A 23,033-nucleotide genomic window follows, 5' to 3' on the forward strand; every position below is an offset into this window, starting at 1 on the left:
AATCCTCCCGGGCCGGATATTGAATAAAATTATTAAAAACAATATGAGGTCAGGTAATGTGATGCGTCAACAGTTTTTTATTTTTTAATACAAACAATCGGAATTGTTCAGCGTTTTGGATATGTTAGGTTGCTGCCATGGCAAGAACGGACGAACGATTCAGGCGCGCATACAACAGGTTGCTGGACATCTGCAGCACCATGGCGATTGGCGACGAGTTGCCCGCCGAGACCGCGCTTGCGGACAAGATGGAAGTCAGCAGAACCATCGTACGCACCGCATTGCAAAAGCTGGACAGCGACAATCTCATTCGCTGGGAAGGCCGTACCAAGACGCTGATCCGGAAACCTCAGGTGGAGCACCGCCTGGTTCCTGCCGAAAGTTCCCTGTCCACGGAGGAACTGGAGCACAGGTTCTTTGAATGGATCCTGCGTTTCGACGTTCCGGCGGGGACGTCGCTCAACGTGGCGCAACTGTCGCGGCAATTCGGTGTTCCCGTCCACAACCTGCAGGAATTTCTGGCCGGACTGAGCCGTCTCGGTCTTGTGGAGCGCCGTCCAAGAGGAGGCTGGTCGCTCCTTGGGTTCACGTCGGAATTTGCGGTTGAACTGTCAGAGTTTCGAATGGTTCTCGAGCTGAATGCGGTCCGGCAGCTGCTGACCCTTCCGCCCGAGCACGAGATCTGGAAAAAGCTCAAGGCCTTGAAGCGCGAACATGAGGACCTGAAATCGGTCCTTGAGGAGCGGTATCACGACTTTTCCCTGCTGGACGAAAAGTTTCATTCAGCCGTCAACAGCGTGGTCAAAAACCGGTTTGTTCTCGAGGCACAGAAGCTCATCAAGCTGATCTTCAACTACCACTACATGTGGGACAAACGCGACGAGCTGGAACGCAATGCGGCCGCGATCGAGGAGCATCTGGAATGGATCGACGCGATGCTCGACAAGGACGGCGCAAGGTCGGAAGCCGCAGCGCTAAAGCATCTGCGGAGATCGAAGGAAACGCTTCTGCAGTCGCTGCGGGTTCACAAGTTCGCCTGAAGGCCCTCTTGCGCAGGGGTGCCAAACACTCTTGAAAAGCTGGCAGGCGGTGCTTCGGCGAGGCAGTCGAGATTGCGCTTCAAGGATGAGGCCTTCGATGTGCCGAGCAGAACAGAGGCGACACCGGGATAGCTGTGGGCGAAGTGAAGGGCCGCGCTGGCAAGCGGAAGTCCCAGTGTTTCCGCCTGTTCCTTGAGCGCGGTCACCTTTGCCAGGATTTCCGCTGGCGCAGGTGCGTAATCGAACCAGACGCCCTCAACCGGTCCCGTTGCCAGAATTCCGGAATTGAAGATCCCGCCGAGAACCAGGCTTGTGCCTTTTTCCCGGCACCGCCCGACGAGTTGGTCTTCGGCTTCCCGGTCGAGCAGGGTCAGGCGTCCTGCAAGCAGGATGGCGTCCAGGTCGGTCTCGTTCAGAAGGTCGAGACAAACCCGGGTTTCATTCACGCCGAGGCCGAAGGCGCGGATTTTTCCCTTGGCTTTCAACCTTTGCAACCGGTCGAGCCCGGTCGCCAGCAAGTCCTGCATATGTGTTTCGTTTGAAGCGCCATGTGTGTAGGTGCCGATGTCGTGGATGTAGACGATATCGGCATGGCGCGTCTGCAGCCGCTCGAAACTGCCTTCCAGCGACGCTTCAATGCCGTCACCGGAATAGTCGTAGCGAACAGCGTTCGGAAGCGGGTTGAAAAAACCGTCGGCCTCCTTCAGAGGAGTTCCCGGTGACAGAACGCGTCCAACCTTGGTGGACAGGACGTAGTCTTCACGCCGCCTGGACTTCAGGAACCGGCCTAGCCGCTCTTCCGACCGGCCACGGCCATAATGAGGTGCGGTGTCGAAGTACCGGATCCCGGCGTCCCAGGCAGACTGGAGAACGTCGTTTGCCTCTGGTTCCGGCACTACCCGACCCATGTTTCCGATGGCGGAGGCTCCGAAGGAGATATCCGTTACCTGAACACCTGTGTTGCCGATCTGTCTGCGTGCCCTCATGCGCTTGCTGCCTCGGCACCAGCCGCCACTGCATCCAGCCGGGGCATCTGAAGTGACGCGTCGGCTTTCCGTGCCCAGGACAGGAAAGATGAAATACGTCGGTCTATCTTTTCCCCGTGGTTCTGTGCGATGTCGGCAAGCTTGTGGTCCAGAAACGGGTTCTTGAACCTGTCGATTGTCGTGGCGGCATAGGCTTCCGCTTCGTTCTTGCGGCCATGAGCCTCGAAGGCAGGGATGACTTCGCGTCGATAGAGATCTGTAAGGTCGGGGCCATAGTCGGGACTGTCAATCAGTTCCCGGACAAACTGCAGGGACGAACCGCCTGCAGCCAGCCATCGTGACACCAGGTAGGTGTGTCCAAGGTTCAGGATGAAAAGCTTCAGGGTCTCGACCTGTTCCAGATCCTCGACCACCTGCACGCATGGGTGCACGCAGGGCAGAATGAGGCCGGGTTGTTTCTCTATTGCCCAAAGCGCATAGGGTTCGGCGACAGCTCCGGCGGGATCCAGCGGCTCGGAGACGATCCTGTCGACCAGGGAATTCACCCAGGTCACGTTTGAGCGGAGCCAGTCTGCAAATTCAGGCGGGTAAAGAGCTGCAATGGAAAGGACGAGACCCTTCAGAACATTGCCGTTTTCGGGAATGAGTTCGGCCGGCATGACCTGCACCGGAGCGCCGCCCATGCCGAACCTTTGGAACAGGAACCACGTCAGCTTGGCCGGATAGGACATGTCGATGGAAAAGTCGGTGCTCTTGTCTGCCTCACTTGGCCGATAGCCCGCATCAGCGGTGTTGGAGAGGATAATCCTTGCCTCGCCGGCAACGGCTTTCGCGACCTCGGCCAGGTCTTCCGGCAAGGACAAGGCACGTTTGATGCTGCTGACGGTCTTGCTTGTGTCCACCAGGGTGCCGTTGTCGATGCCCTTGATCCGGACTTCGTAGCCGGAAGGGTCTGCAAGCGCCTTCAGGCGATGTGCCCGGGACGCGTCGCCACTGGTTTGAACCACCGTGATCGGTCCGACGTCCTGCCCTTCGGCAATGGCTTCGGAAATGAATAGATCCGCATGCGCTTGCAGGAAGCGGCTGGTCCCGAATTGAACGATCGCTGACGTCGACATGGCTCTCTCCCGAATGATTTTATGTTTATTATTATTATGAACATTTTAAATCAAGCAATTTCCGACCGCGGAAAAGATCAGGCGGTTGTCGGGGGTATAGACATCAGCGGGTCAGTTTCCGCTGACCATGAACCTGGAACTGAACGGCAGGCTGGCAGCGCCGATCGCCTTCGGTGCCGGCACGATGTTGCCGGCGATTGCCTTGATCTGCGGGGCTGCTGCTTCCAGTTTCCGGCAGATGTCCCGGCAAATGCTTTCAGGCGCATAAGACGACAGGATGACTGTTTCGATTTCCACGAATTGGCCAACCCCATGCAGGGAGGCGCGCATCTGGGCAATCAGCCGTTCTTCCCAATCGCTCACCAGAGCACCGTAGTCTGGCCAGGATCCTGAACGGTCCCAGAGCGGGTCGACTTCCTTGCCCTGTGCCGACAGGTCTCTCTCCAGCGCCGCAATGCCGACATCGAAGCTGACTTCGGAATTGCCGTTGTAGATCTGGTGATTGAGGACAAGGCGGCCGTGCAGGTCGGCGCCGAGGTAGAAGAACATATAGTCCGAAAGTGTCTTGGCAGCGCCGAACATGCTCTCACCGCTGGCCGCTGCGGTGATGTCGTTCTGGACAAAAACGGCAATGCCGAGCTGTTCCTCGATCTCCGCCTGCAAGGCCTTGAAATAGGCTTCTTCGTCCATGCCGCCCGACAGTCGGCGGGGCAGGGCAAGACCGACGCCAGCCAGGCGTTCGCGTTCCGCATCCGGCAGCAGCTTAACCGCGCTCGCAATCGTCTCCAGAAATTCCGAATGGTTGCTGCCATGGGCAAGCTGTGGATTGGGCAAGGTCTTGTGAAAGCGGATCTTGCCGACAAAATCGATGAGAACGATATCGGTGTGCCGGTTGCCGACGCTGATCCCGATGGAATAGGCCCCTTCAGGGTTGAGGGTCAGCGGCACGGTTGGCGGGCCGACGCGCCCCTTTTGCGCTTCCCCCTTCGCCACCAGTCCTTCCTGCTCCAGCGACCTGACGAGTACGGACACGGTCTGCGCCGAAAGGCCCGTCTGTTCGCCGATCTCCAGCCGTGTCGTCGAGGAGTTCTGCAGAAGCAGCGAAAGCACCAGGCGCTCGTTGTAGCTTCGCACACTGACGGCATTCAGGCCTGACGCACGGTCGGCTATGCGCAGCGGATTGGGCGGAGCAAATCTCATGTCAGGCATGGAAGGCCCTCCGTTGCCGTGCCGGATAAATTCCTGCCGGCAGCTGTGCGCGCAGCGAACTCATTTCCACCCGATCGCCTCCACTTCCCGCGCCAGGGCGACACCGAGATTCTCATGTGCCTGAGCATTGATGTGGAACCCGTCCAGCGGATCACAGGTCGAGACGGACCCCGCGTCGAAGAAATGCACCTCAAGCGAATCCGACATGATCTCGAACTGAAGGGCAAGTTCATGGGACTTCTGCTGGGCGGACTTGAAGATGTTCTCCCATTCCTTGATGTCGTCCAGCATCGGCGGCGGCGAGACCACCATGATCTCGGGCACCGTTCCGTCAGGGCCGGGCGAGAGTTCCTTGATGTCGTGGATCAGGCAGCCGATGCCCATTGCCACTTCCGACGCCGGCTGGCCGAACCGGGCCTTCAGGTCGTTCGTGCCCAGCATTATGATGACAAGGTCCAGAGGAGCATGGCTCATGAGGCAGGGTCGCAGATAGGTGCGGCCATTCTTCAGCGCGCCTTCGATGGGGTCGTCATGCACCGTTGTCCGACCACTGAGGCCTTCCTCGATGATGTGCCAGCCCTTGCCGAGTTCACGCGCAAGCACACCCGGCCACCGCTGCAGCAGAGTGTAGCGATCCAGTGGTGTCCCCCCTGGAATTTGTCCGTGCGTGTTCGAGTCGCCGTAACACAAGATCGTGCGCATGCTGGCAGCGTCCTGATTTAGTTATTGAAAACAGTCGGTTGTCCCGAAGGTTGGCCGAAACCTCTGTTGCCATACATTGCATCGCTCGCGGGATCTGACAAGCTTTCCAATTAATCATTCAATATGAATAACTATTGACAGGCAAGTCCTGCCGTGATTTTTAACGGACCTGGGAGGAGGTCCCACCCATCGCAGTTGCGTTCACCCGCCGCCGGAATGCGTTTCGGCGAACGGCATCGCCTTGTCTGCCGGCCGGCACCCGTTGTCGCTGCCGGAACGGCTGACCTGTGCGTAAAGGAAGGCTGTTCGCCGAGGTCAGGCGCTCGGCAGTCTTCCTGCAAGCAGATCAAAGGCCTGACCTTGGAGGAGGAATTTCGATGACATATTTCAAACCTGCCACGCTGGCGGGCTGTCTGGCGGTCGCCATCTCGTCATACCCTGCATTCGCGGAAGACACGTTTCTGATGGATGGCGTTACGGCCAGGGAAGGCGACAATCCGGTTGTCGAAGCGGGCAAATACAAGAAGGATTGCCCCTGGACCATCGGCATGAGCCACTTTGGGGTGAACGCCAATACATGGACCGTTCAGGTGGCACATGAGTCCGAAGCGGCTGCTGCCAAGAACGACTGCATCACCAAATTCATCCTGCTCGACGCCGGTTTCGACCAGAAAAAGCAGGTGGCCGATATCGAGGATCTGGTTGCACAGAACGTCGATGCGATCATCGTCCAGCCTGTGACGTCAACGTCTGCTGATGCGTCGATCGCCAAGGCCGTGGCAGCCGGCATTCCGGTTGTCCTGCACACCGGCCGTATCGAGAGCGATGCCTATACGACCGAGATCCAGGGCGGCGCCGAACACTTCGGCAAGGTGATGGGCGACTGGCTTGTCAACGAGGTTGGCACCGACGGCAAAATCTGGGTTCTGCGCGGTCTCGCCGGACACCCGGAAGACACCAACCGTTACAACGGCTTGCTGCAGTCTCTTGAAGGCACGAATGTCGAAGTCATCGCCGAGGAACATGGCGACTGGCAGTACGACAAGGCCAAGAACCTGTGTGAGACGCTTTATCTGAACAACCCGTCTGTCGACGGCATCTGGTCTTCCGGTGCCGACATGACCCGTGCCTGTGTTGACGTGTTCAAGCAGTTCGGCGCTGAAATTCCGCCGATTTCCGGCGAAGGCAACAACGGCTTTTTCGGTCAGTGGATCCGGGACGGATTTAAATCCGTGTCTGCGGAATACGCGCCTGCCCAGGGGGCTGCCGGTGTGCGTGCTGCTGTCGCCCTGCTGGAAGGCAAGGAGCTGAAGAAGCACTACGACTACAACCCGGCAGGCTGGGACGTCGACAAGGCCAAGCAATATTACCGCGAGGACCTGTCCGCCAACGTCTGGTGGCCAACCGAGCTGCCGGAGGAAAAGCTGCAGGAGCTTTACGGCAAGAAATAGCCTCCTCCCGAGGCCGGACGGCCAGCCGGTGCTGCAGTTCCGCGCACCGGCTGGTCACCGACAGCAAAGATCCAGAATATGATCCGGGGGAGAAGGCAATGACTTGCCTCGTTGAAATGTCGAACATTTCCAAATCGTTCGGCGGAAGCAAAGCAGTCGACGGTGTGTCACTCAAGCTCATGCCCGGCACGGTCCATGCCCTGATGGGTGAGAACGGTGCCGGCAAGTCGACGCTGATGAAGATCCTGGCCGGTGTCCACCAGCCCGACAGCGGGGAGATCTTCCGCGAGGGGCGGAAAGCTGGTTTCGAGACGCCGAGGGAAGCTCTTGAAGCAGGCATATCGACCGTGTTTCAGGAGCTGTCTCTCCTCGCCAACCTGACAATTGCGGAAAACATGTTCCTTGGCCGCGAGCCGGTAACAGCATTCGGAACGGTCGACAGGGCAAGGATGCGGCGCGAAACCCGCAAGGCCCTTGCCGCGTTGGGGCTGGAGTTGAACCCCGATATTCTGGTTTCCGAGCTGTCGATTGCGGAGCGCCAGTTCGTTGAAATTGCCCATGGTATCAAGGCGGATGCCTCGGTGTTCATTCTGGACGAACCGACAGCCGCGCTGAATGCGGCCGATGTCGAGGTGATGAATGCGCAGATCAGGCGCTTGCGCGATGAAGGCAAGGCGATTGTCTATATTTCACACCGCATGGACGAGATATTCGGCATCTGCGACACGGTGACGGTTCTCAAGGACGGCAAGCTGGTCGCAACGCGGCCCCTGAGCGGCATGACGCCGGACAGCCTCATTGCCCTGATGGTCGGCCGCGAACTGCAGGACCTCTTTCCAGCACGCGGAAAAGCGTCAACAGAAACCGTCCTCGACCTTGAAGACTTCAGGATCGATCCGGGCAGCACACCGCTGTCCCTTCATGTCAACAAAGGCGAGATCGTCGCCCTCGCTGGACTGGAAGGGCAGGGGCAACAGCAATTGCTGAGATCGCTCGCCGGGCTTTACCCGGCTTCGACAGGCACCGCCTCCATCAAGGGCAAGATCTTGCCACTCCCCGCGCCGAAGGCATCGGGCATCCGGCAGCTCCAGGCAAGAAAAGTCGGTTTCGTTCCCGAAGACCGGAAGGAAGAGGGGCTCTTCCTTGGGCTTTCCATCGCCCACAACATTGCCGTCGGTCTGTCTGCCGTGCATGGCGAACTCTCCATCGCGTACGATTATCGCAAGGCCATTGCCGAGACGATGGCCAGCATGAACATCAAGGCGTCCGGTCCATCCGCGCCGGTCGGCACGCTTTCGGGTGGCAACCAGCAGAAGGTGCTCCTGGGGCGCTACCTGGCGGCCGGTCTCGATCTGCTGCTCATCGAAGAACCGACCCGGGGCGTCGACATCGGAGCGAAGGCGGAAATCTACAAGCTGTTGCGCAGCTTTGCGGACGAGGGTGGCGCGGTTCTGGTTCTTTCCCGCGAGACAATTGAGCTCATCGGCCTGTGCGACCGCATTTATGTCGTCCATGGCAAGGCCATTGTCGCGGAGCTCCCCGCCGAAACCGCAACGGAGCACCTGATCCTGAACGCTGCCTTGAGCGCCTGACCCTGCCCACAAGATTGAAGTGATCATGACACAAGCATTTCTCGCGAGATTGACGCAGCCGAAAGGCCGGCAGGGTTTGTGGATGCTACCCTTGCTGATCGCCATCGCCATCAGCATTTATCTCGGCCTTCGCACAGACCAGTTCCTCGGTTCTGAAAACCTCTTCAACCTGATTGCCCAGGCGATGCCGCTGGTCATCACGGCCATTGGCCAGATGTTTGTGGTCGTGGTGGGCGGCCTCGATCTGTCGGTGGGTTCCCTCATCAGCTTCACGACGGCCATTCTGGCGCTTGATGCGCCGGGCTACGTGACGATACCGGCGGTTTTCCTGTTCGCCGTATTGGTTGGCCTCAGCAACGGCCTTGTGATCACCCGGCTGAATGTCCACCCGATCATCGCAACGCTGGCTATGCAGTATGTCATTCTGGGCATCACGCGCATCCTGCGTCCGGTTTCCGGAGGCACCGTGCCCGATATCGTCATCCAGTCGGTCGGCGGCACGTTTCTCGGAGTGCCGATGCCGGTGTTCTGGGGTGTCGCGGTGGTTCTGGTGGCCTGGAAACTGCTGCATGGATCGCGCTTCGGCCTGCATCTGTTTGCGATCGGCGGCGGAGTTGCAAACGGCACGCCGGATGCTGCGCGCAATTTCGGCGTTCCGGATCGTCGCAACATCCTGCTCGCCTATGTCGCCTGTTCGTGTTTTGCGGCCCTTGCCGGTGTCTTCCTGGCCGGCCGGATTGTTTCGGGCGATCCCAATGTCGGTCTCTTGTTCGAACTGGATGCGATTACCGCCGTCGCCGTCGGCGGAACACAGCTCTCCGGCGGTATCGGCAGCCTGCAAGGCACGGTGATCGGGGCACTGGTCCTGGCGCTCCTGTCCAACGGCATGAACCTCACCAACGTGTCGCCCTTCATCCAGACCGCGATCAAGGGCGGTCTCCTGCTCCTGGTCGTGGGGCTCCAGACCCGCAAGAAGATAGGGCTTTGATCATGTCTGCGATCGTGAAGCATCCTTTCCTGCAGCGCCTGCTGCGTGTTCCGCCGGCGTACTACGTGTTCGCCATCCTGCTGATCACGCTCTGGATTGCCAGGCCGCACATGCTCAACGCCAATATCATGGGCATCTTCATTCGCCAGGTGGCGCCGCTCGGCGTGCTGGTACTGGCGCAGTTGCTGGTGATGCGCGTGAAGAGCATCGACCTTTCCGGCGGTGGCATCATCCTGTTGGTCAACTACTTCATTTCCTCGGGTATCTTTCCCGGGGCGTCGATGCCGTTCTTCATCGGGCTCAGTCTGGCAACCGGTACCGCGATCGGTCTCTTCAACGGCTGGATGATTGGCAAGCGCCGGGTTTCTGCGGTTATCGTCACACTGGCGGTCAGCATCATCCTGGTCGGGTTCGTGCAGTATCTTTCAAGCGGCAAACCACCGGGCGACGTGCCGTCCTACCTGAACGACATCTACAACATCAAATGGGGCCCGGCCCCGGTTCCGGTGCTGTTCTGGTTCGCCCTGACCGTGGTGATGGCGTTGTTTCTCTCAAAGACGGTATTCGGCAGATATGTCACTTCGGTCGGCGAGAACCCGGAAGCCGCACATTTTTCAGGGGTACCGGTCGAGCGGACCGTCATTCTTGCCCACACGCTGGCCGGTTTCATCGCAGCTGTTGCAGCCCTGGTGCAAACCGCCTCCATCGCGGTTGGCAGTGTCCGGGTTGGGCTCGATCTGCCTATCCTGGCAGTGGCTGCAACCATTCTCGGCGGGGTCGTCTTCGGCCGGGGTGAAGGCGGTGTCTGGGGCCCGTTCTTCGGTGTCCTGTCCTTCGCCCTCTTGTTCGTGGTGATGACCACCTTCGGCATCGATGACCCGGGCAAGCTCATTGCCCAGGGGCTGATCATCCTGCTCGCCGCCATCTTCTACGGCATCAGAACGTCCAGATCCAATTGAGCCTTTCCGTAAAATTTGAGGAGGAAACAATGGCAAACGAAAAGTCGATACTTTGCTTTGGGGATTCGCTGACCTGGGGCTGGATCCCCGTCGTCGAAGGCGCCCCGACAATGCGCTACCCTTATGAACAGCGCTGGACGGGGGCAATGGCCGCCGAGCTGGGCGAAGGGTACCGGATTATCGAAGAAGGCCTCAGTGCCCGCACGACGAGCGCCGATGATCCCAACGATCCCCGTCTGAACGGCAGCCAGTACCTGCCGTCGGCCCTGGCCAGCCATTTGCCGCTGGATCTGGCGATCATCCTTCTGGGAACCAACGACACCAAGCCGTTCTTCAATCGCACGCCCTATGACATTGCCTATGGCATGTCGAAGCTGGTCGGGCAGGTGCTGACAAGTGGTGGCGGCATCGGCACGCCTTATCCAGCGCCAAAGTGCCTTGTCGTTGCACCGCCGCCCCTGACGCCTATGCCGCATCCCTATTTCCAGGGCATGTTTGGCGGGGCCCATGAAAAGTCGGCGGCGCTGGCCGAGCAATACCGGAACATGGCCGATTTCATGAAGGTCGATTTCCTCAGCGCAGCGGACCACATCACCACGGACGGCTGCGACGGCATTCATTTCACGGCCCAGAACAACATCGACCTGGGCAAGGCCATTGCCGGTAAGGTTCGTGAGATCCTGGACCGGCAGCAGGCAGAAGCGGCTTGATACTCCTGGTTCAGACCTGACAACTCTCCTTGCCGCCCGCCAGTGTAGCCAAAGCATGTGCGGGCGGCTTGACTTTGCATGAAATTCTTCGCAACTATCCCGTCATGAACAAAGCCGCCGCGACCAGCTACAAACGAGATTTCAGAGCTATCCCCAAAGCGGGAGAGTAGCCCCCGGCTCGGCTGTCATGCGCCCCGAGCCTCGGGGTAAACACTTGAGATGATGCAACAGGAACCGGTCCTGCCGGTCGAAATCATCGAAGCGCACAAATCACCACATCTTGAGACTTAACTCCGCCGTCCGGACGTGATCCGTCCATTGGTGCCTGAAGGCACCCGGCAAGGGGGACTTTATGCGCGAACCGACTGATTTTGCTTCGAAGCCTGACATCGTCATCGGCACAACCGACTATGAACGGCTGGAAGGCCTCGCTTCCTCGTTTGAAACACGATTGCCAAGTGTCACGGAGGATCTCCTGACCGAATTGAGCCGGGCCAGACTCGTCCCAGACGGGGCGTTGCCTGCCGATAGTGTGAGAATGGGTTCCGTCGTCCGGTTCCGAACCGACGCTACGGACGAAAAGACCCTGCAGCTGGTCTTTCCGGGCGACGCGGATATCGCAAACGGCAGGATTTCCATCCTGACACCCATCGGCACCGCCCTCATTGGCCTTTCCGCGGGTCAGTCGATCACCTGGTGTGCAAACGACGGACGCCGGCATCGCCTAACCGTCGTGTCGGTCAGCCAGCCGCCGCTCGTCGGTGGAGGTTTGGAGCTGCAGTGCCTGGATCGCGGTTAGTCATGACTTCCGGCTCGCCGTTTCACAAACCCCGTTTCCTGGATCACGCAGGCAGTCTTCTCGCAGGAACTTAGCCCCTGCCGGTCTCTCGCACCCGAGACGGCCGGACAGGGGGAACAGTCTTGAAGCTGAAACCAGTTCCAACACCGGCCTTCGCCAAAGCGGGGCCGAAGGAGACACCGCATGCGCGAACCAAAGCAGTTTATCTTCACGAACAAGGACTACGCGACCCTGACAAGGATGGTGTCGCAATGCCCGCGAACCAATACGCCGTTTGTTTCCCTGCTGCGCCGGAAATTGGCGCAAGCCCACGTAGTGCCCTCATCGGAGATCCCGGTGAACGTCGTCACCATGAACAGCCGCGTGACCTTCCAGGTGGACGATCATGCACCCGACACAAGGGTGGTCATTCCCGATGAAGCCGACAGTCTTGTCGGCCTGACCTTGCCGATCACGACGACAACGGGAATGGCCTTGCTTGGCATGTCGGAAAAGCAAAGCATTGACCTCACTGGTTTCGGTCGTAAGAGCAGGACACTTACGGTGATCGGGGTTGCCTACCAACCCGAAGCCATGGGTGGTGTTCGCTTGGATGTACCGCAAGGTCCGATATCCGCCAGACGGCAAGGCAGGCCATTTCTGCATCTTGTTCACAGCTCGGATGAAGACCCCGAGAGCAATCTCGTTCACTTGCACCGGTAAATATGCACGACCCGCTGTCACCCGGCGCCATACGCCGGGCGACAGCGGGGAATAGGTTTCGCTCGTCACCTTCTCAGCTGACCAGCTCTGCTGATGGTGTGCGTTGCCAGGCGAATTGCTCGAAGTACGGCTCGATCGGCGTATCGGCCAGCTTGTTGGTGTAATTGCTCATCACCTTCTGGGAAATGGCAAGCACGACTTCGAGAACCTGCCGGCTGGTGAAACCGGCAGCCAGAAACGCCTCCACATGCCGGTCGCCGACCGATCCACGCTCGCGAACCATCTGCAGCGTGAACCGGCGAAGCGCCTCAAGCCTGGGCGTCGGCAATGACGTTTCGTTGCGCAAGGCGTCCGAGACCGCATCATCAACGCCCATGCGTTTTGCGATGCCGGTGTGGGAGGGGACGCAGTAATGGCAATCGTGCTCGACGTTTATCGTCTGCCAGACAACTGTTTTTTCCTCGTCCGTGAAGCTGCTTTCCAGAAAAAGCCGATGAAGAACCAGATACCCTTCCAGCAGGCCCGGAGCTTCCGCCATGACCGCATGGAGGTTGGGCACGACGCCGAACGTAGCCTTTGTTTGTTCGAGCAAGGGTTTGCTGCGATCCGGCGCCGTTTGTGCCGTGTGGATTTCAAATTCGGTCATGAAGATTGTCTCTTGTCAGTTTGAAAGCGGGGGAATGCGCTGCCGTTAGTCCTGCGCGTTCAAAAGTGTTCAGGCGGAGAGTTCGATGGCCAGCGCGGTGGCTTCGCCGCCGCCGATGCACAGCGCTGCAACGCCGCGCTGGGCTCCACGTGCTTTCAAGGCATGAATGAGCGTAACAACCAGACGGGCACCGGTCGCGCCGATCGGGTGGCCGAGCGCGCAGGCGCCGCCGTTGACGTTCAGCTTCTCGCGCGGAATGCCGATGTCATGTGCGGCAGCCATTGCGACCACCGCGAAGGCTTCGTTAATCTCCCAGAGGTCGACGTCATCGGCAGACCAGCCGGTGCGATCCAGTAGTTTGAGGATCGCCGGGATGGGCGCGGTCGTGTACCAGGCCGGGTCCTGCGAATGGGTCGCGTGGCCACGCACGATTGCTAATACCGGCAGTCCGTTGGCTTGCGCATAGCTCTTGCGGGTCAGAACCAGTGCCGCGGCACCGTCCGCATTGGCCGAGGCACTGGCAGCTGTGATGGTGCCGTTATCAGAAAAAGCCGGGCGAAGCCTCGGGATTTTTTCCGGATCGACCCGTCCCGGGATTTCGTCGTCCTCGATAGTGACCGTGCTTTTGCGGCCTGCGACCTCAAGAGGGACGATTTCATCCCGGAAGGCACCGCCGGTCACCGCCTTTTGCGCACGGACGAGCGTTTCCTGGGCAAAGGCGTCCTGGTCGGCACGAGTGAAACCGTATTTTTCAGCGGCCGCTTCTCCGAAAGACCCCATCGGCCGGCCGGCCTCATAGGCATCCTCCAGGCCGTCGTGCATCATGTGGTCAAGTACCTCGCTGCTGCCGAACTTTCGACCCGCGCGCATTTGCGGCAACAGGAAGGGTGCGTTCGACATCGATTCCATGCCGCCTGCAACGACGATGTCTGCCGATCGGGAAATCAGGAGATCGTGTGCGAGCATGATCGCCTTCATGCCGGAGCCGCAAACCTTGTTGAGTGTGGTTGCGCCCGTGTGGTCGGAAAGACCTGCAGCACGGGCCGCCTGCCGGGCCGGAGCCTGTCCCTGACCGGCAGAAAGAACGCAGCCCATCAGAACTTCACTGATCGAGTCTCGCCCAGCCTGCGCATCTTCAAGTGCTGCTCCAATCGCTGCCGCGGCGAGCTTGGCAGCTGCTACGGGGCTCAAGGCCCCCATGAAAGCACCTAGCGGTGTGCGTCTGGCGGCGCAGATAACGATCGGATCGGGTTCGCTCATGGGTACCTCCTGGTTGGCTTCCAAAATTAGATTATGATCATAATTTATAAAATCAAGAATAGATTTGGATCGTAATCCGAATTACGATTCCAACAGCCAACGGAGGTGGAAATGCGTGTCAGCAGGGAAACGGCAGCCAGAAACCGCGAGAACGTCGTGAAAACCGCGAGCAGACAGTTCCGGGAACACGGTTATGACGGGATCGGTATCGCAGGACTGATGAAAGCTGCCGGGCTGACGCAGGGTGGCTTCTACAAGCAATTTGCCGACAAGGACGCCATCATCACCGAAGCAACGCAGCAGGCGCTGGACGAAAATCTCGTCGCCTGGCAATCCGTTGTTGAAGGACACCAGGACGACCCTTTGAACGCTCTACGACGCTGGTATCTATCCCGGGAACATGTCGACCGGCGTGACGCAGGTTGCGCTTATGCCGCGTTGGCGGCCGAAGCCCCGCGTCACGGCAAGTATCTTCAGGATGCGTTTTGTGAAGCCGTTGAGAAATCCATCACCCTGCTGACCGACACCCGCGCCGAAAGTGCCCAGTCCCGCTGCGAGGCAATTCGGCTGATCACCGGCATGGTCGGGGCACTTGTCCTGTCACGGGCTGTCGGGGAGGGGGCGTTAAGCCAGGAAGTTCTCGATTGCGCGATTCTGGAACCACGGCCTGGACGCTTGAAATAGGCAATGCCCCGGCGTCTCATGCGCCTTTTCAGCGTTGTGGTGTGTGAGACCTGTTTTGTGCTCAAGGGCGGCACGGCAATAAGGTGAAACCGGAAATTGGCATACATGGTCGTTTTGGTGCCAATGAACCTCATGTCAAGCATCGGCAAAAACCGTCAATGGAGGACGGCCTGCGGCTTGAGAAATTGTCTCATCCCATTTGGCCAGGACGGTTGCCGTGGAAAAGCGGTCCAGCGAAGGTGGGCCGGCCTCGCAAAAAGATCCGCGCAGCTCAGGGTCGGTAAGGACCCGAGTGATCGCCGTAGCAAGTGCCTCCTTGCTACCCATCGGCACGAGCAGACCGGTGGTTCCGTCCTGCACGATTTCGCTGGGACCCCACGGGCAGTCGACGGACACAACGGCCATCCCGCTCGACATTGCCTCGAGGACGACATTCGCGAAACCTTCGAAGCGTGAACTCAGGGCAAATACGTCGCCGGGTGATACCCATTCGCCAGGAACTTGCGTGACACCCGAAAGACGGACGACTTCCTGCAGTCCGAGGTCGGAAATCTGCTTTTCGAGTGCGGACCGCTCCGGCCCTTCGCCATAGATCGTCAACACCGCATCAGGGACGCGCTCCACAACCTGGGCAAAGCTGGCGATGAGGATATCAAAGCCTTTCTGCCGGTCGAGCCGTCCTACCGCGACCACCCTGCGACCCGCATCGGGCCGCGGCAAGGCGCGCGGCAGCGGCGTGACCGGATTTGGGATAACGATGGTTTTTTTGCGAACGCGGGCGGGTTGTCTTGCACGCGCGCGCTCCGTCATGACGACGACACTGGTCGCTGCAAAGGCCGCCATCGGCCGAGACCAGCGCCAGAAGCGGCTCATTTGCTGAACATCAAAATTGTTGCGTTCGGATATGATCGTTGGCGTACCGGTACCTGCGGTCGCAAGGACCGTGATGACGTTGATCTTGGTCAGGAAGGAGACGACCATATCCGGTCTGATCCTTGCAAAGCGCCTGCGCAGATCCTTTACCCGTTGCATGGTGACAAAATGCCGAGAATTTTTGCCGGTGCGGCTTAGCCCTTCGACCTGAATCCTGGGGTCATAGGAAAAATAAGAGGTGGAATCGGTCGCATTCAGGGCGATCACATGTACATCGTCGCCAGCGGCAAGGCGGTGGTGCGCCAGCAGGTTGACGACTTTTTCAGCACCGCCTGCTCCGAGGCCCGCAAGAACAAACACAACACGCATTACGGATCCTTTCTCGCTGCGGGGCTGGTGAAGCCTTTCGGTGCCGGATGCCTATTAGTCTCTGATTGTGCGATGTGGCCCCGGCCTCCAGCAACCATCACTTGATGCTCGTCGACGATGATCATACGGGTAAGCTTTGGCGTCATTGTAACGCTTCCCTTCGGATCGGCTTTTAGTGATGATTTGAAGAATGGAAGACCGAAATGCAGGTCCTGTTTTGCTCGACGGGACTATGGATCTCGGAGGTCGCACCATGTCTCCGCGCGCACTCATGCAGGGCGGCGATACCCCAGTGAATGCCGTTGCCGAGGGTCACTGCCGACGCGGAGCCATCAAGCCGGGCCGTATCAAGCGTGACTTCCGCTGCAGTTTTGGTGTGTCCCCTTCCATTCGTCCGCGTAATTCTGGCTTGACGTCTTAAAGGGAACGTTTCAACGGATAATTGACCGATAAATTTACTATGTAGCTTGCCCATGTCACCCCACCATATTCAATTGGAAGCGAAATTTATTCTTGTATGAAGTATCTATAGCTATAGATTTACAGGACGTATTACCCTGAAGGTGGATTTCGCGTGCCCTTGATGAGATGTAAAAAGAATATCCACCGAGAAATACACTGTAAAAAAATATAGCGTTGCCACCAACCGTATGGTTGGCATTCCTTATCAATCAGGAAGCAACTACTTTTGGGATCTTTTTGTGTTGCCTAAGCTTTTTTATTTTCTAAATTGAAATAGAACCTTCCGTGTTTATGTCATTTTCCTTTAGGGAATTTTCCAAAATCAAATTGCAATAGCTGCCATTCCAAACGTGGTCTTGCGCATATTTCTACGAGCACTCTCCATGCTCGCAGATCGGACGATGCCACTTCCCTCAATGTGCTGTCAGGTTGCCCAACCCACTACCTGAACTAGCCGCACAGGAGCGAAGAAAAAAATGATAATCAGCCATCCGCCCTATATTAACAAATAATACACCATTAACGCTACGCAGGGAAAGCTTTGAATGTCGAAAGTTTTTCCGAGAGGCTTGAGACCTTTTAATCGCAAAGTTCGTCAACGCGATTGATCTCCAGGAACGCAATAATCTTTAGTTTGACAATGCGAAGCTTGCAGTAATTCAAGAATAATTATTGATGTGAATTGGGTGAAGAAAATGATTTACATCAGATATCGCAATACCTAGGTCAATTTATCGAGGCGCTAGACTTTGTCAGGCTTGTGAAACAAGACACGTACTGAATAGTCAGGTTTCAGAATTTCCCGGAAAGTGTATTCGCAACTCGTTCGTCGAATACAGACAAAGCGGGAAGGCCCTGTTTTTATCGAAACGTCACAGCAGCCAGCTGACACTCCATTCGGCACGAAATTGCATCCAAGGTTTGCGTTTCAAACTGTCCGACATGCCTTCGGAGTGGACACAAGAAGAAGCTTCCGAGGTATTGCCTTTTTGAATTCTTCGAAATGAGAAGATTTTTTGCGGGCACCCTTCAGGCGTTTCTTGTTCCAGCGCATCGGATCTTGCGTAGCGTAATGAGCGCGAAGAGTTTGTATTGACGGAGGCGGACATGGACGTTGACAAGGAGAGAAATTAATATATGCATAGGCTATGCAATTATTGGACGCCAACAAACTGGGTGCCCTCGGCACTTTGATCCGCGACCGGACAGATGCGGCGCTGGGAGCATTGTCGCCAAGCGCTGCGGCCGTTCTGTCGATGCTTCACTTCAAGCCCGGGTTGACGACGAGCGAAATCGCAACGGTCGTCGGCGTCAGTCAACCGACTGCCGTCAGGTTGATAGACGGGCTGGAACGACAGGCGTTGATCAAGCGCGGCGAGCAGATAGGACGCGTAACCCCGCTCAGCCTGACAAAGGCCGGTCACGATGAGGCCGAAGCGTTGCAGCGGCGCCGGCTGGCCGCTTTGGACGGTTTGCTTGGCGCCTTGCCCGAGACAGACCGGAACCGGTTCGTTTTGCTGCTGGACAGGGTTCTTGAAGAGGCGACGACATCGCGATCCTTTGCCAGAACAACTTGCCGGCTGTGCGAGCATAACCTGTGCAGCGCCGATGTTTGCCCGATTGGCTGCAAGGCAAGCGAAATCGAGAAAGCGCAGGAGCGGCTATGAGCACGTCTGAAGGAAACGCCTCACCTTTCATCGATCCGGATGCATGGGTTGCGCCCGACGCAACGGTTGCGGGCGATGTCAGGATCTGTGCAGGCAGCAGGATCATGAATGGTGCCCGGCTGGTGGCGGAAGGCGGCAGCACAATCCGTGTCGGCCGAAATTGTATCGTGCTCGAAAACGCCGTGATCCGCGCAACGTCCCGTCACGATTGCAAAATCGGAGATCATTGTCTGATCGGCCCGAACACTCATGTTGTCGGCGCGGAAATCGAGGATGAAGTCTTCATCGCAACCGGAGCTGCCGTTTTCCATGGAGCGCAGGTGGGGCACGGGTCGGAGGTTCGCGTCAACGGCACGGTTCACCTTCGCACGCGGCTGGAACCCGGATCGACCGTTCCGATCGGATGGGTCGCTGTCGGTGACCCGGCCCGGATCCTGTCGGCAGACCAGCATGAAGCCATCTGGACAATCCAGAAGCCGCTCGACTTTCCGGGGTTTGTCTATGGCGTCGACAGAAACGCTCCCGACGTGATGAAAACCATCACCCAACGGCTTTCGGAAAGCCTGGGGGAACGCCAGGTAACCGTGGCCGGTGCGCCTAGTGTGCCTGGCCTTTGAGCCCAGGAATTACCGACGGGTAGGCCACGACCGGACCGCGCCTGAGTTAACGGCGCGAGCCCGGTGTGCCCGTTGCAGTCCGCTTATTGAAACGTCTTCAGGTAGGCGATGACGTTCTCAATTTCCTCGTCCTTGCGCAGCCCGGCGAAGGACATCTTTGTCTTGGGGACGACTTCCTTTGGCTTGTGCAGATAGGCCGTCAGGGTTTCTTCGTCCCAGACCAGTCCGCCGTCAGCCTTTTCAGTCATGCTGGCGGAATATTTATAGCCTTCGACCTGGCCTGCAGGTGCGCCGACAATCCCGTTGAGCGCCGGGCCAACCTTGTTCTTGGCCCCGTCGCCGACAGCATGGCAGGCCTGGCATTTCTTGAAGATCTTTTCGCCTGCAGCAGCGTCGCCGTCAGCCCAGGCAGGAGCCGCTGCGAAGAGACCCGCAAGCGTGACAAGGCAGGTGAGTGTCTTTCTCATGATGTTTCCTTTCCTGTTGCCGGCACTTTGCCGACGATACGGCCGGCGGACGGCCGCGGTGGGTTTTCGTGGTGGCCGGGCAAACCTAGTTTGCCCGGCCTGACCGGTCCGTCCCCAGGCCTCATTGTCGGACGGACGAGGTCATGGTGAGGGTGCGAGGCCAGAAAGCCGGTGATCGCCTTTCACATCCTTGACATCCGTCAAGCGAGCCTCCGGCTATTCGGCGGCAACGGGCTGTCTTGCCAGCTGGCATTGCGACCAAAGCGAATGAAGCGCGCAGACCAGCCGGTCGACATCCCCGGATGTGTGAACCGGCGACGGGGTAATCCGAAGCCTCTCGGTTCCCTTTGGAACGGTCGGGTAGTTGATCGGCTGGATGTAGATGCCGAAATCCTCCAGGAGCGTGTCCGACAGGAATTTGCACTTGGCCGGATTGCCGACGATCACCGGTATGATGTGGCTGGGATTGTCGACATGTGGAATGCCGAGCGTATCGAGACGCCGCCGAACCTTGGCGACGATGGCCTTGTGGGCTTCCCGTTCCACCGAACTTTCCTTCAGATGTCTGATGGACGCCGTTGCGGCAGCCGCGATGGCGGGGGGAAGGGCTGTGGTGAAGATGAAGCCGCTGGCAAAACTACGCACGAAATCGCAAAGTTCGACAGACGCTGCGATATATCCTCCGACAACGCCGAAGGCCTTGCCAAGGGTGCCTTCGATGACGGTCAGGCGGTCCATTACACCTTCCTGTTCTGCAATACCGCCACCGCGCGGCCCATAAAGGCCCACGGCATGGACCTCGTCCAAGTAGGTCATGGCGCCAAATCGGTCTGCAAGATCGCAGATCTGCGAAATCGGCGCGATATCCCCATCCATGGAGTAGACGCTTTCAAAAGCGATCAGCTTCGGCTTTGCCGGGTCGGCAGCCCGCAATTTGGCTTCCAGGTCTTCGAGGTTGTTGTGTTTCCAGATCACCTTTTCGGCGCGCGAGTGGCGTATTCCCTCGATCATCGAAGCGTGGTTCAGGCTGTCGGAAAAAACGATGCAGTCGGGGATCTGCGAGGCGAGCGTACCGAGCGCCGCCCAGTTGGAGACGTAACCGGATGTAAACACCAGGGCGGCTTCCTTGCCATGCAGATCGGCGAGTTCGGCTTCCAGCAGCACGTGATCGTGTGTCGTGCCGGAAATGTTTCTGGTTCCGCCTGCCCCGGCTCCGCAGCGGTCGACCGCCTCGTGCAGGGCTGCCAGAACCTTAGGATGCTGCCCCATGCCGAGGTAATCGTTCGAGCACCAGATGGCGACATCTTTGGTGCTCTCTCCGCTGGTCCACTTCGCTTCCGGAAAATTGCCGCGTTTACGCTGAAGGTCGATGAAGACGCGGTAGTTTCCGTCATGCTTCAGGTCTGCAAGACGGCTTTTGAAAAAGGCTTGATAGTCCATGACGTCCCCGCTTTCTCAAGTGTCCGGTAGACGCTAGTTGCGGGGCGGGGCAGGCTGAATGACAATAGTCAAGAAAGGCAAGAATCCGTCGATGGTCCGCGCTTGCTATTGTGCAAAGTCACCAGGTCGGGCTAGACGTTCTTGCATATCACTTGCCCAGGACCTTCATCGATGCCGACCGACCGCCAGCGGAAAATTGCCCAGAACTCCCTGCTTCTGAAAAGCTTCCCGCAGGAGATCCGAGACATGGTGCTCGGCATGTCGAGCTGGCGGACATATGACCGCGGTGAGACGTTGTTCCTGCATGGTGAGACAGCCCAGGCTATCCACATCGTCATGGACGGCTGGGTCAAGCTTTACCGGATCGCGCCCAATGGAGGCGAAGCGGTCGTGAATGTCTTTGCCAAGGGCGAAAGCTTCGGTGAAGCGGTCGCGTTCCGCGGGCTTGCCTATCCGGTTTCGGCGGAAGCGGTAACCGCCTGCGAAGTGATGCGCATACCCAGCACGGCCATCCTGGAAGCCATGCGCAAGGACCCGGACATTGCCGTGTCGGTTGTGGCATCGACCTTCATTCACCTGCATTCTCTCGTTTCGCAGCTGGAACAGTTGAAGGCGCAAACCGGACCGCAAAGGGTTGCCGAGTTCTTGCTGGAATTGTGCGAGCAGGAAAGCGGTAGCTGCGAGGTAACCCTGCCTTACGACAAGTTCCTGATCGCCGGCCGTCTCGGCATGAAGCCGGAAAGCCTGTCGCGGTCTTTTGCGCGGTTGAAATCTGCTGGGGTCCGCATCAATCGAAATCATGCGGAAATCAAGGATATCGAGCGGCTTCGGGCCTTCTCCGAAGAAGATCCGGTGGATGCCTGGACCAAGGGGTGACCATGATGAAACTGGACATTGCCTTGACGGCCATCGACACCGCGAACGCGGCCGACCCCAACCAGGAAGACGGCAAGCCTGCGGCTCTTCTATATGGGCAACGGATGAGCGAAGAGCTGGAACGGCTCTACCCGGAGGCGACCGATCCGTTGAAGATTGCGGCCAGGGGCCAGCACATCGAGCGCTGGATCACTCCGCGCCAGTCCTACCCGGAAGGCAAGGCCGGCTATCACGCCTGGCGCCGGGATCAGGCCCGTCACCACGCGGACCGGGTCGGTGAAATCATGGCGGGCGCGGGCTATTCACCGGAGGAGATCGAGGCGGCGGCGAAGATGCTGCGCAAGGAAGGCCTCAAGCGGGACGCGGACGTGCAGGCGCTGGAAAACGTGATCTGTTTTGTGTTCCTGAAATGGTATTTCGCGCCATTTGCCGCCAAACACGAGGACAGCAAGGTGCTCGATATCGTGCAGAAAACGGCACGGAAGATGTCGGAGGAGGGACGGGCCCGGGTGCTTGCCGAATTCGATCTTCCAAAGCAGCTTGCCGAAGCTTTCAGAGACTGAGCCCCGGTGCCACGTAAAGCACCAGCAACAGCAGGCAAAAGAACCCGATCACCCAGCTGAAGCCTGACAGCCAGGCAGGCGCCTGCCACAACCCGAGATATCGGGACAGGATGATCCGTGCCTTGATGAAGGCCAGCAGCAACAGCAGTCCGCCGAAAAGAGCCGGGCTGAAATGACCGGTTCCGCCTGTAGTCACCAGAACGGTAGCGGCCGACAGGCCCAATAGCGCAATCCACGCAAGCGTGACGGAGGGAAGGGTCATCGTTCGCTATCCCAGGACATAGATCACCGGAAACAGCAGAACCCAGATGAGATCGACCATATGCCAGAAGGCGGTGCCTGTTTCGATGGTACGTGGTTCGTCTTTCCAGGCAACCAGACCCAGCACGACGATACCGGCAAGCACATGAGCCGCGTGAAACCCGGTGAGCAGGTAGTAGAAGGTGAAGAAGGGATGGGTCTCCGTGGAGATCCCTTGCTCTACCTTGACCGCATATTCCTGTATCTTGATGGCGAGGAACACGCCGCCGAGGGCCATGGCACCTGTGAGGTGCAAACGCGCCGCGGTGCGTTTCATCGCAAGCCGAAGCTCCAGGCTTCTGGCCGCCAGAAAACCACTGGTGATCAGAACGATCGTATTGATGCCCGCAAGCGCCGGGTCGAGATGAGCTCTTGCGGCAGCAAAGCCAGCCGGATCGGATATTCGCACGCCCATGAAGGCAGCAAGACCGGCACCGAACACCAGCAATTCACTGACGATGAGCACCCACATCATCAGTTCCCCGGGCAACTCGTCGAGGATGCCGGCGTCGCCGTCTTGATCCGGCTTCGGTGACGGAGCGTGCATCAGCGG

At 58.4% G+C, this 23,033-nt stretch carries 24 protein-coding genes; 13 read left to right on the plus strand and 11 right to left on the minus strand.

The features are described 5' to 3' along the window. Positions 1-137 precede the first annotated feature (137 nt). Positions 138-1,040 (plus strand): GntR family transcriptional regulator, encoded by a 903-nt coding sequence (locus B0E33_RS29125; protein ID WP_228148164.1) that lies wholly within the window; start codon positions 138-140, stop codon positions 1,038-1,040. On the opposite strand, the gene B0E33_RS29130 is transcribed toward B0E33_RS29125, so the two are convergent. The 4 genes from B0E33_RS29130 to B0E33_RS29145 form a co-directional block, all read right to left on the minus strand. Further along, positions 1,025-2,026 carry an aldo/keto reductase gene (locus B0E33_RS29130; RefSeq protein ID WP_077294138.1) on the minus strand — a complete coding sequence of 334 codons (1,002 nt, stop codon included), beginning with the start codon at positions 2,024-2,026 and terminating at the stop codon, positions 1,025-1,027. The two genes, B0E33_RS29125 and B0E33_RS29130, sit on opposite strands and share 16 nt — an antisense overlap. Further along, complete coding sequence (locus tag B0E33_RS29135; protein ID WP_077294141.1) at positions 2,023-3,144, minus strand: mannitol dehydrogenase family protein; 1,122 nt, start codon at positions 3,142-3,144, stop codon at positions 2,023-2,025. The genes B0E33_RS29130 and B0E33_RS29135 overlap by 4 nt, the downstream gene beginning before the upstream one ends. Positions 3,145-3,255: 111 nt before the next feature. After that, entirely contained in the window at positions 3,256-4,344 is a 1,089-nt protein-coding gene (locus B0E33_RS29140) for an ROK family transcriptional regulator (RefSeq protein WP_077294596.1), read from the minus strand. Between the two features lie 69 nt (positions 4,345-4,413). Next, positions 4,414-5,055, minus strand: a complete 642-nt coding sequence (locus B0E33_RS29145) for an SGNH/GDSL hydrolase family protein (RefSeq protein ID WP_077294144.1) — start codon at positions 5,053-5,055, stop codon at positions 4,414-4,416. A 377-nt stretch (positions 5,056-5,432) separates the two neighbouring features. On the opposite strand from B0E33_RS29145, the gene B0E33_RS29155 reads away from it, so the two are divergent. From B0E33_RS29155 to B0E33_RS29185, 7 genes are all read left to right on the plus strand, one after another. Then, complete coding sequence (locus B0E33_RS29155) at positions 5,433-6,506, plus strand: substrate-binding domain-containing protein (protein WP_077294150.1); 1,074 nt, start codon at positions 5,433-5,435, stop codon at positions 6,504-6,506. 98 nt (positions 6,507-6,604) lie between these two features. Continuing rightward, positions 6,605-8,098, plus strand: a complete 1,494-nt coding sequence (locus B0E33_RS29160; protein ID WP_077294153.1) for a sugar ABC transporter ATP-binding protein — start codon at positions 6,605-6,607, stop codon at positions 8,096-8,098. A 25-nt stretch (positions 8,099-8,123) separates the two neighbouring features. Then, positions 8,124-9,086 (plus strand): ABC transporter permease, encoded by a 963-nt coding sequence (locus tag B0E33_RS29165; protein ID WP_077294156.1) that lies wholly within the window; start codon positions 8,124-8,126, stop codon positions 9,084-9,086. A 2-nt stretch (positions 9,087-9,088) separates the two neighbouring features. Beyond that, entirely contained in the window at positions 9,089-10,045 is a 957-nt protein-coding gene (locus tag B0E33_RS29170) for an ABC transporter permease (RefSeq protein ID WP_023001496.1), read from the plus strand. A gap of 29 nt (positions 10,046-10,074) precedes the next feature. After that, complete coding sequence (locus B0E33_RS29175) at positions 10,075-10,755, plus strand: SGNH/GDSL hydrolase family protein (RefSeq protein ID WP_077294158.1); 681 nt, start codon at positions 10,075-10,077, stop codon at positions 10,753-10,755. Between the two features lie 352 nt (positions 10,756-11,107). Continuing rightward, complete coding sequence (gene rnk / locus B0E33_RS29180) at positions 11,108-11,554, plus strand: nucleoside diphosphate kinase regulator (protein WP_077294161.1); 447 nt, start codon at positions 11,108-11,110, stop codon at positions 11,552-11,554. A gap of 183 nt (positions 11,555-11,737) precedes the next feature. Then, entirely contained in the window at positions 11,738-12,256 is a 519-nt protein-coding gene (locus tag B0E33_RS29185) for a GreA/GreB family elongation factor (protein ID WP_077294164.1), read from the plus strand. Positions 12,257-12,329: 73 nt separating this feature from the next. Here B0E33_RS29185 and B0E33_RS29190 read toward each other — a convergent pair whose 3' ends face one another. Next, a complete protein-coding gene (locus B0E33_RS29190) occupies positions 12,330-12,902 on the minus strand; it encodes a carboxymuconolactone decarboxylase family protein (protein WP_077294167.1) in 573 nt (190 codons plus the stop codon). A 69-nt stretch (positions 12,903-12,971) separates the two neighbouring features. Further along, positions 12,972-14,162 (minus strand): acetyl-CoA C-acyltransferase, encoded by a 1,191-nt coding sequence (locus B0E33_RS29195; protein ID WP_077294169.1) that lies wholly within the window; start codon positions 14,160-14,162, stop codon positions 12,972-12,974. A gap of 111 nt (positions 14,163-14,273) precedes the next feature. On the opposite strand from B0E33_RS29195, the gene B0E33_RS29200 reads away from it, so the two are divergent. Further along, positions 14,274-14,846 carry a TetR/AcrR family transcriptional regulator gene (locus B0E33_RS29200; RefSeq protein ID WP_077294172.1) on the plus strand — a complete coding sequence of 191 codons (573 nt, stop codon included), beginning with the start codon at positions 14,274-14,276 and terminating at the stop codon, positions 14,844-14,846. Between the two features lie 135 nt (positions 14,847-14,981). Here B0E33_RS29200 and B0E33_RS29205 read toward each other — a convergent pair whose 3' ends face one another. Further along, positions 14,982-16,088 (minus strand): glycosyltransferase family 4 protein, encoded by a 1,107-nt coding sequence (locus B0E33_RS29205; RefSeq protein ID WP_077294174.1) that lies wholly within the window; start codon positions 16,086-16,088, stop codon positions 14,982-14,984. 1,610 nt (positions 16,089-17,698) lie between these two features. Here B0E33_RS29205 and B0E33_RS29210 point away from each other — a divergent pair. Then, a complete protein-coding gene (locus B0E33_RS29210) occupies positions 17,699-18,217 on the plus strand; it encodes a MarR family winged helix-turn-helix transcriptional regulator (protein ID WP_077294177.1) in 519 nt (172 codons plus the stop codon). Continuing rightward, on the plus strand, positions 18,214-18,834 hold the full coding sequence (locus B0E33_RS29215; RefSeq protein WP_077294180.1) for a gamma carbonic anhydrase family protein: 621 nt from the start codon (positions 18,214-18,216) through the stop codon (positions 18,832-18,834). The genes B0E33_RS29210 and B0E33_RS29215 overlap by 4 nt, the downstream gene beginning before the upstream one ends. 83 nt (positions 18,835-18,917) lie before the next feature. Here the strand turns inward: B0E33_RS29215 and B0E33_RS29220 are convergent, their stop codons facing one another. Continuing rightward, complete coding sequence (locus tag B0E33_RS29220) at positions 18,918-19,301, minus strand: c-type cytochrome (RefSeq protein WP_023001486.1); 384 nt, start codon at positions 19,299-19,301, stop codon at positions 18,918-18,920. A gap of 216 nt (positions 19,302-19,517) precedes the next feature. Continuing rightward, positions 19,518-20,741 carry a 5-aminolevulinate synthase gene (gene hemA / locus B0E33_RS29225; protein ID WP_077294183.1) on the minus strand — a complete coding sequence of 408 codons (1,224 nt, stop codon included), beginning with the start codon at positions 20,739-20,741 and terminating at the stop codon, positions 19,518-19,520. 171 nt (positions 20,742-20,912) lie between these two features. Between hemA and B0E33_RS29230 the strand changes: the two genes are divergently transcribed. After that, positions 20,913-21,617: a Crp/Fnr family transcriptional regulator gene (locus tag B0E33_RS29230; protein WP_023001484.1), complete on the plus strand. Its 705-nt coding sequence runs from the start codon at positions 20,913-20,915 to the stop codon at positions 21,615-21,617. A 5-nt stretch (positions 21,618-21,622) separates the two neighbouring features. Beyond that, the gene (locus tag B0E33_RS29235) at positions 21,623-22,180 is read left to right on the plus strand and encodes a DUF4202 domain-containing protein (RefSeq protein ID WP_077294599.1); all 558 of its coding nucleotides are present in this window, start codon (positions 21,623-21,625) and stop codon (positions 22,178-22,180) included. Here B0E33_RS29235 and B0E33_RS29240 read toward each other — a convergent pair. Together B0E33_RS29240 and B0E33_RS29245 are read right to left on the minus strand one after the other, a co-directional pair. Beyond that, a complete protein-coding gene (locus tag B0E33_RS29240) occupies positions 22,170-22,442 on the minus strand; it encodes a hypothetical protein (protein WP_077294186.1) in 273 nt (90 codons plus the stop codon). The two genes, B0E33_RS29235 and B0E33_RS29240, sit on opposite strands and share 11 nt — an antisense overlap. A gap of 6 nt (positions 22,443-22,448) precedes the next feature. Next, on the minus strand, positions 22,449-23,027 hold the full coding sequence (locus tag B0E33_RS29245; protein ID WP_077294189.1) for a cytochrome c oxidase subunit 3 family protein: 579 nt from the start codon (positions 23,025-23,027) through the stop codon (positions 22,449-22,451). Positions 23,028-23,033 lie beyond the last annotated feature (6 nt).

Origin of the sequence: Roseibium algicola (assembly GCF_001999245.1) — a bacterium.
Taxonomy (GTDB): Bacteria; Pseudomonadota; Alphaproteobacteria; order Rhizobiales; family Stappiaceae; genus Roseibium; species Roseibium algicola.

Coding starts and splice junctions, on each gene's coding strand:
- B0E33_RS29125 (WP_228148164.1), top strand. CDS start 138: ATGGCAAGAACGGACGAACGATTCAGGCGCGCATACAACAGGTTGCTG.
- B0E33_RS29130 (WP_077294138.1), bottom strand. CDS start 2,026: ATGAGGGCACGCAGACAGATCGGCAACACAGGTGTTCAGGTAACGGAT.
- B0E33_RS29135 (WP_077294141.1), bottom strand. CDS start 3,144: ATGTCGACGTCAGCGATCGTTCAATTCGGGACCAGCCGCTTCCTGCAA.
- B0E33_RS29140 (WP_077294596.1), bottom strand. CDS start 4,344: ATGAGATTTGCTCCGCCCAATCCGCTGCGCATAGCCGACCGTGCGTCA.
- B0E33_RS29145 (WP_077294144.1), bottom strand. CDS start 5,055: ATGCGCACGATCTTGTGTTACGGCGACTCGAACACGCACGGACAAATT.
- B0E33_RS29155 (WP_077294150.1), top strand. CDS start 5,433: ATGACATATTTCAAACCTGCCACGCTGGCGGGCTGTCTGGCGGTCGCC.
- B0E33_RS29160 (WP_077294153.1), top strand. CDS start 6,605: ATGACTTGCCTCGTTGAAATGTCGAACATTTCCAAATCGTTCGGCGGA.
- B0E33_RS29165 (WP_077294156.1), top strand. CDS start 8,124: ATGACACAAGCATTTCTCGCGAGATTGACGCAGCCGAAAGGCCGGCAG.
- B0E33_RS29170 (WP_023001496.1), top strand. CDS start 9,089: ATGTCTGCGATCGTGAAGCATCCTTTCCTGCAGCGCCTGCTGCGTGTT.
- B0E33_RS29175 (WP_077294158.1), top strand. CDS start 10,075: ATGGCAAACGAAAAGTCGATACTTTGCTTTGGGGATTCGCTGACCTGG.
- rnk (WP_077294161.1), top strand. CDS start 11,108: ATGCGCGAACCGACTGATTTTGCTTCGAAGCCTGACATCGTCATCGGC.
- B0E33_RS29185 (WP_077294164.1), top strand. CDS start 11,738: ATGCGCGAACCAAAGCAGTTTATCTTCACGAACAAGGACTACGCGACC.
- B0E33_RS29190 (WP_077294167.1), bottom strand. CDS start 12,902: ATGACCGAATTTGAAATCCACACGGCACAAACGGCGCCGGATCGCAGC.
- B0E33_RS29195 (WP_077294169.1), bottom strand. CDS start 14,162: ATGAGCGAACCCGATCCGATCGTTATCTGCGCCGCCAGACGCACACCG.
- B0E33_RS29200 (WP_077294172.1), top strand. CDS start 14,274: ATGCGTGTCAGCAGGGAAACGGCAGCCAGAAACCGCGAGAACGTCGTG.
- B0E33_RS29205 (WP_077294174.1), bottom strand. CDS start 16,088: ATGCGTGTTGTGTTTGTTCTTGCGGGCCTCGGAGCAGGCGGTGCTGAA.
- B0E33_RS29210 (WP_077294177.1), top strand. CDS start 17,699: ATGCAATTATTGGACGCCAACAAACTGGGTGCCCTCGGCACTTTGATC.
- B0E33_RS29215 (WP_077294180.1), top strand. CDS start 18,214: ATGAGCACGTCTGAAGGAAACGCCTCACCTTTCATCGATCCGGATGCA.
- B0E33_RS29220 (WP_023001486.1), bottom strand. CDS start 19,301: ATGAGAAAGACACTCACCTGCCTTGTCACGCTTGCGGGTCTCTTCGCA.
- hemA (WP_077294183.1), bottom strand. CDS start 20,741: ATGGACTATCAAGCCTTTTTCAAAAGCCGTCTTGCAGACCTGAAGCAT.
- B0E33_RS29230 (WP_023001484.1), top strand. CDS start 20,913: ATGCCGACCGACCGCCAGCGGAAAATTGCCCAGAACTCCCTGCTTCTG.
- B0E33_RS29235 (WP_077294599.1), top strand. CDS start 21,623: ATGAAACTGGACATTGCCTTGACGGCCATCGACACCGCGAACGCGGCC.
- B0E33_RS29240 (WP_077294186.1), bottom strand. CDS start 22,442: ATGACCCTTCCCTCCGTCACGCTTGCGTGGATTGCGCTATTGGGCCTG.
- B0E33_RS29245 (WP_077294189.1), bottom strand. CDS start 23,027: ATGCACGCTCCGTCACCGAAGCCGGATCAAGACGGCGACGCCGGCATC.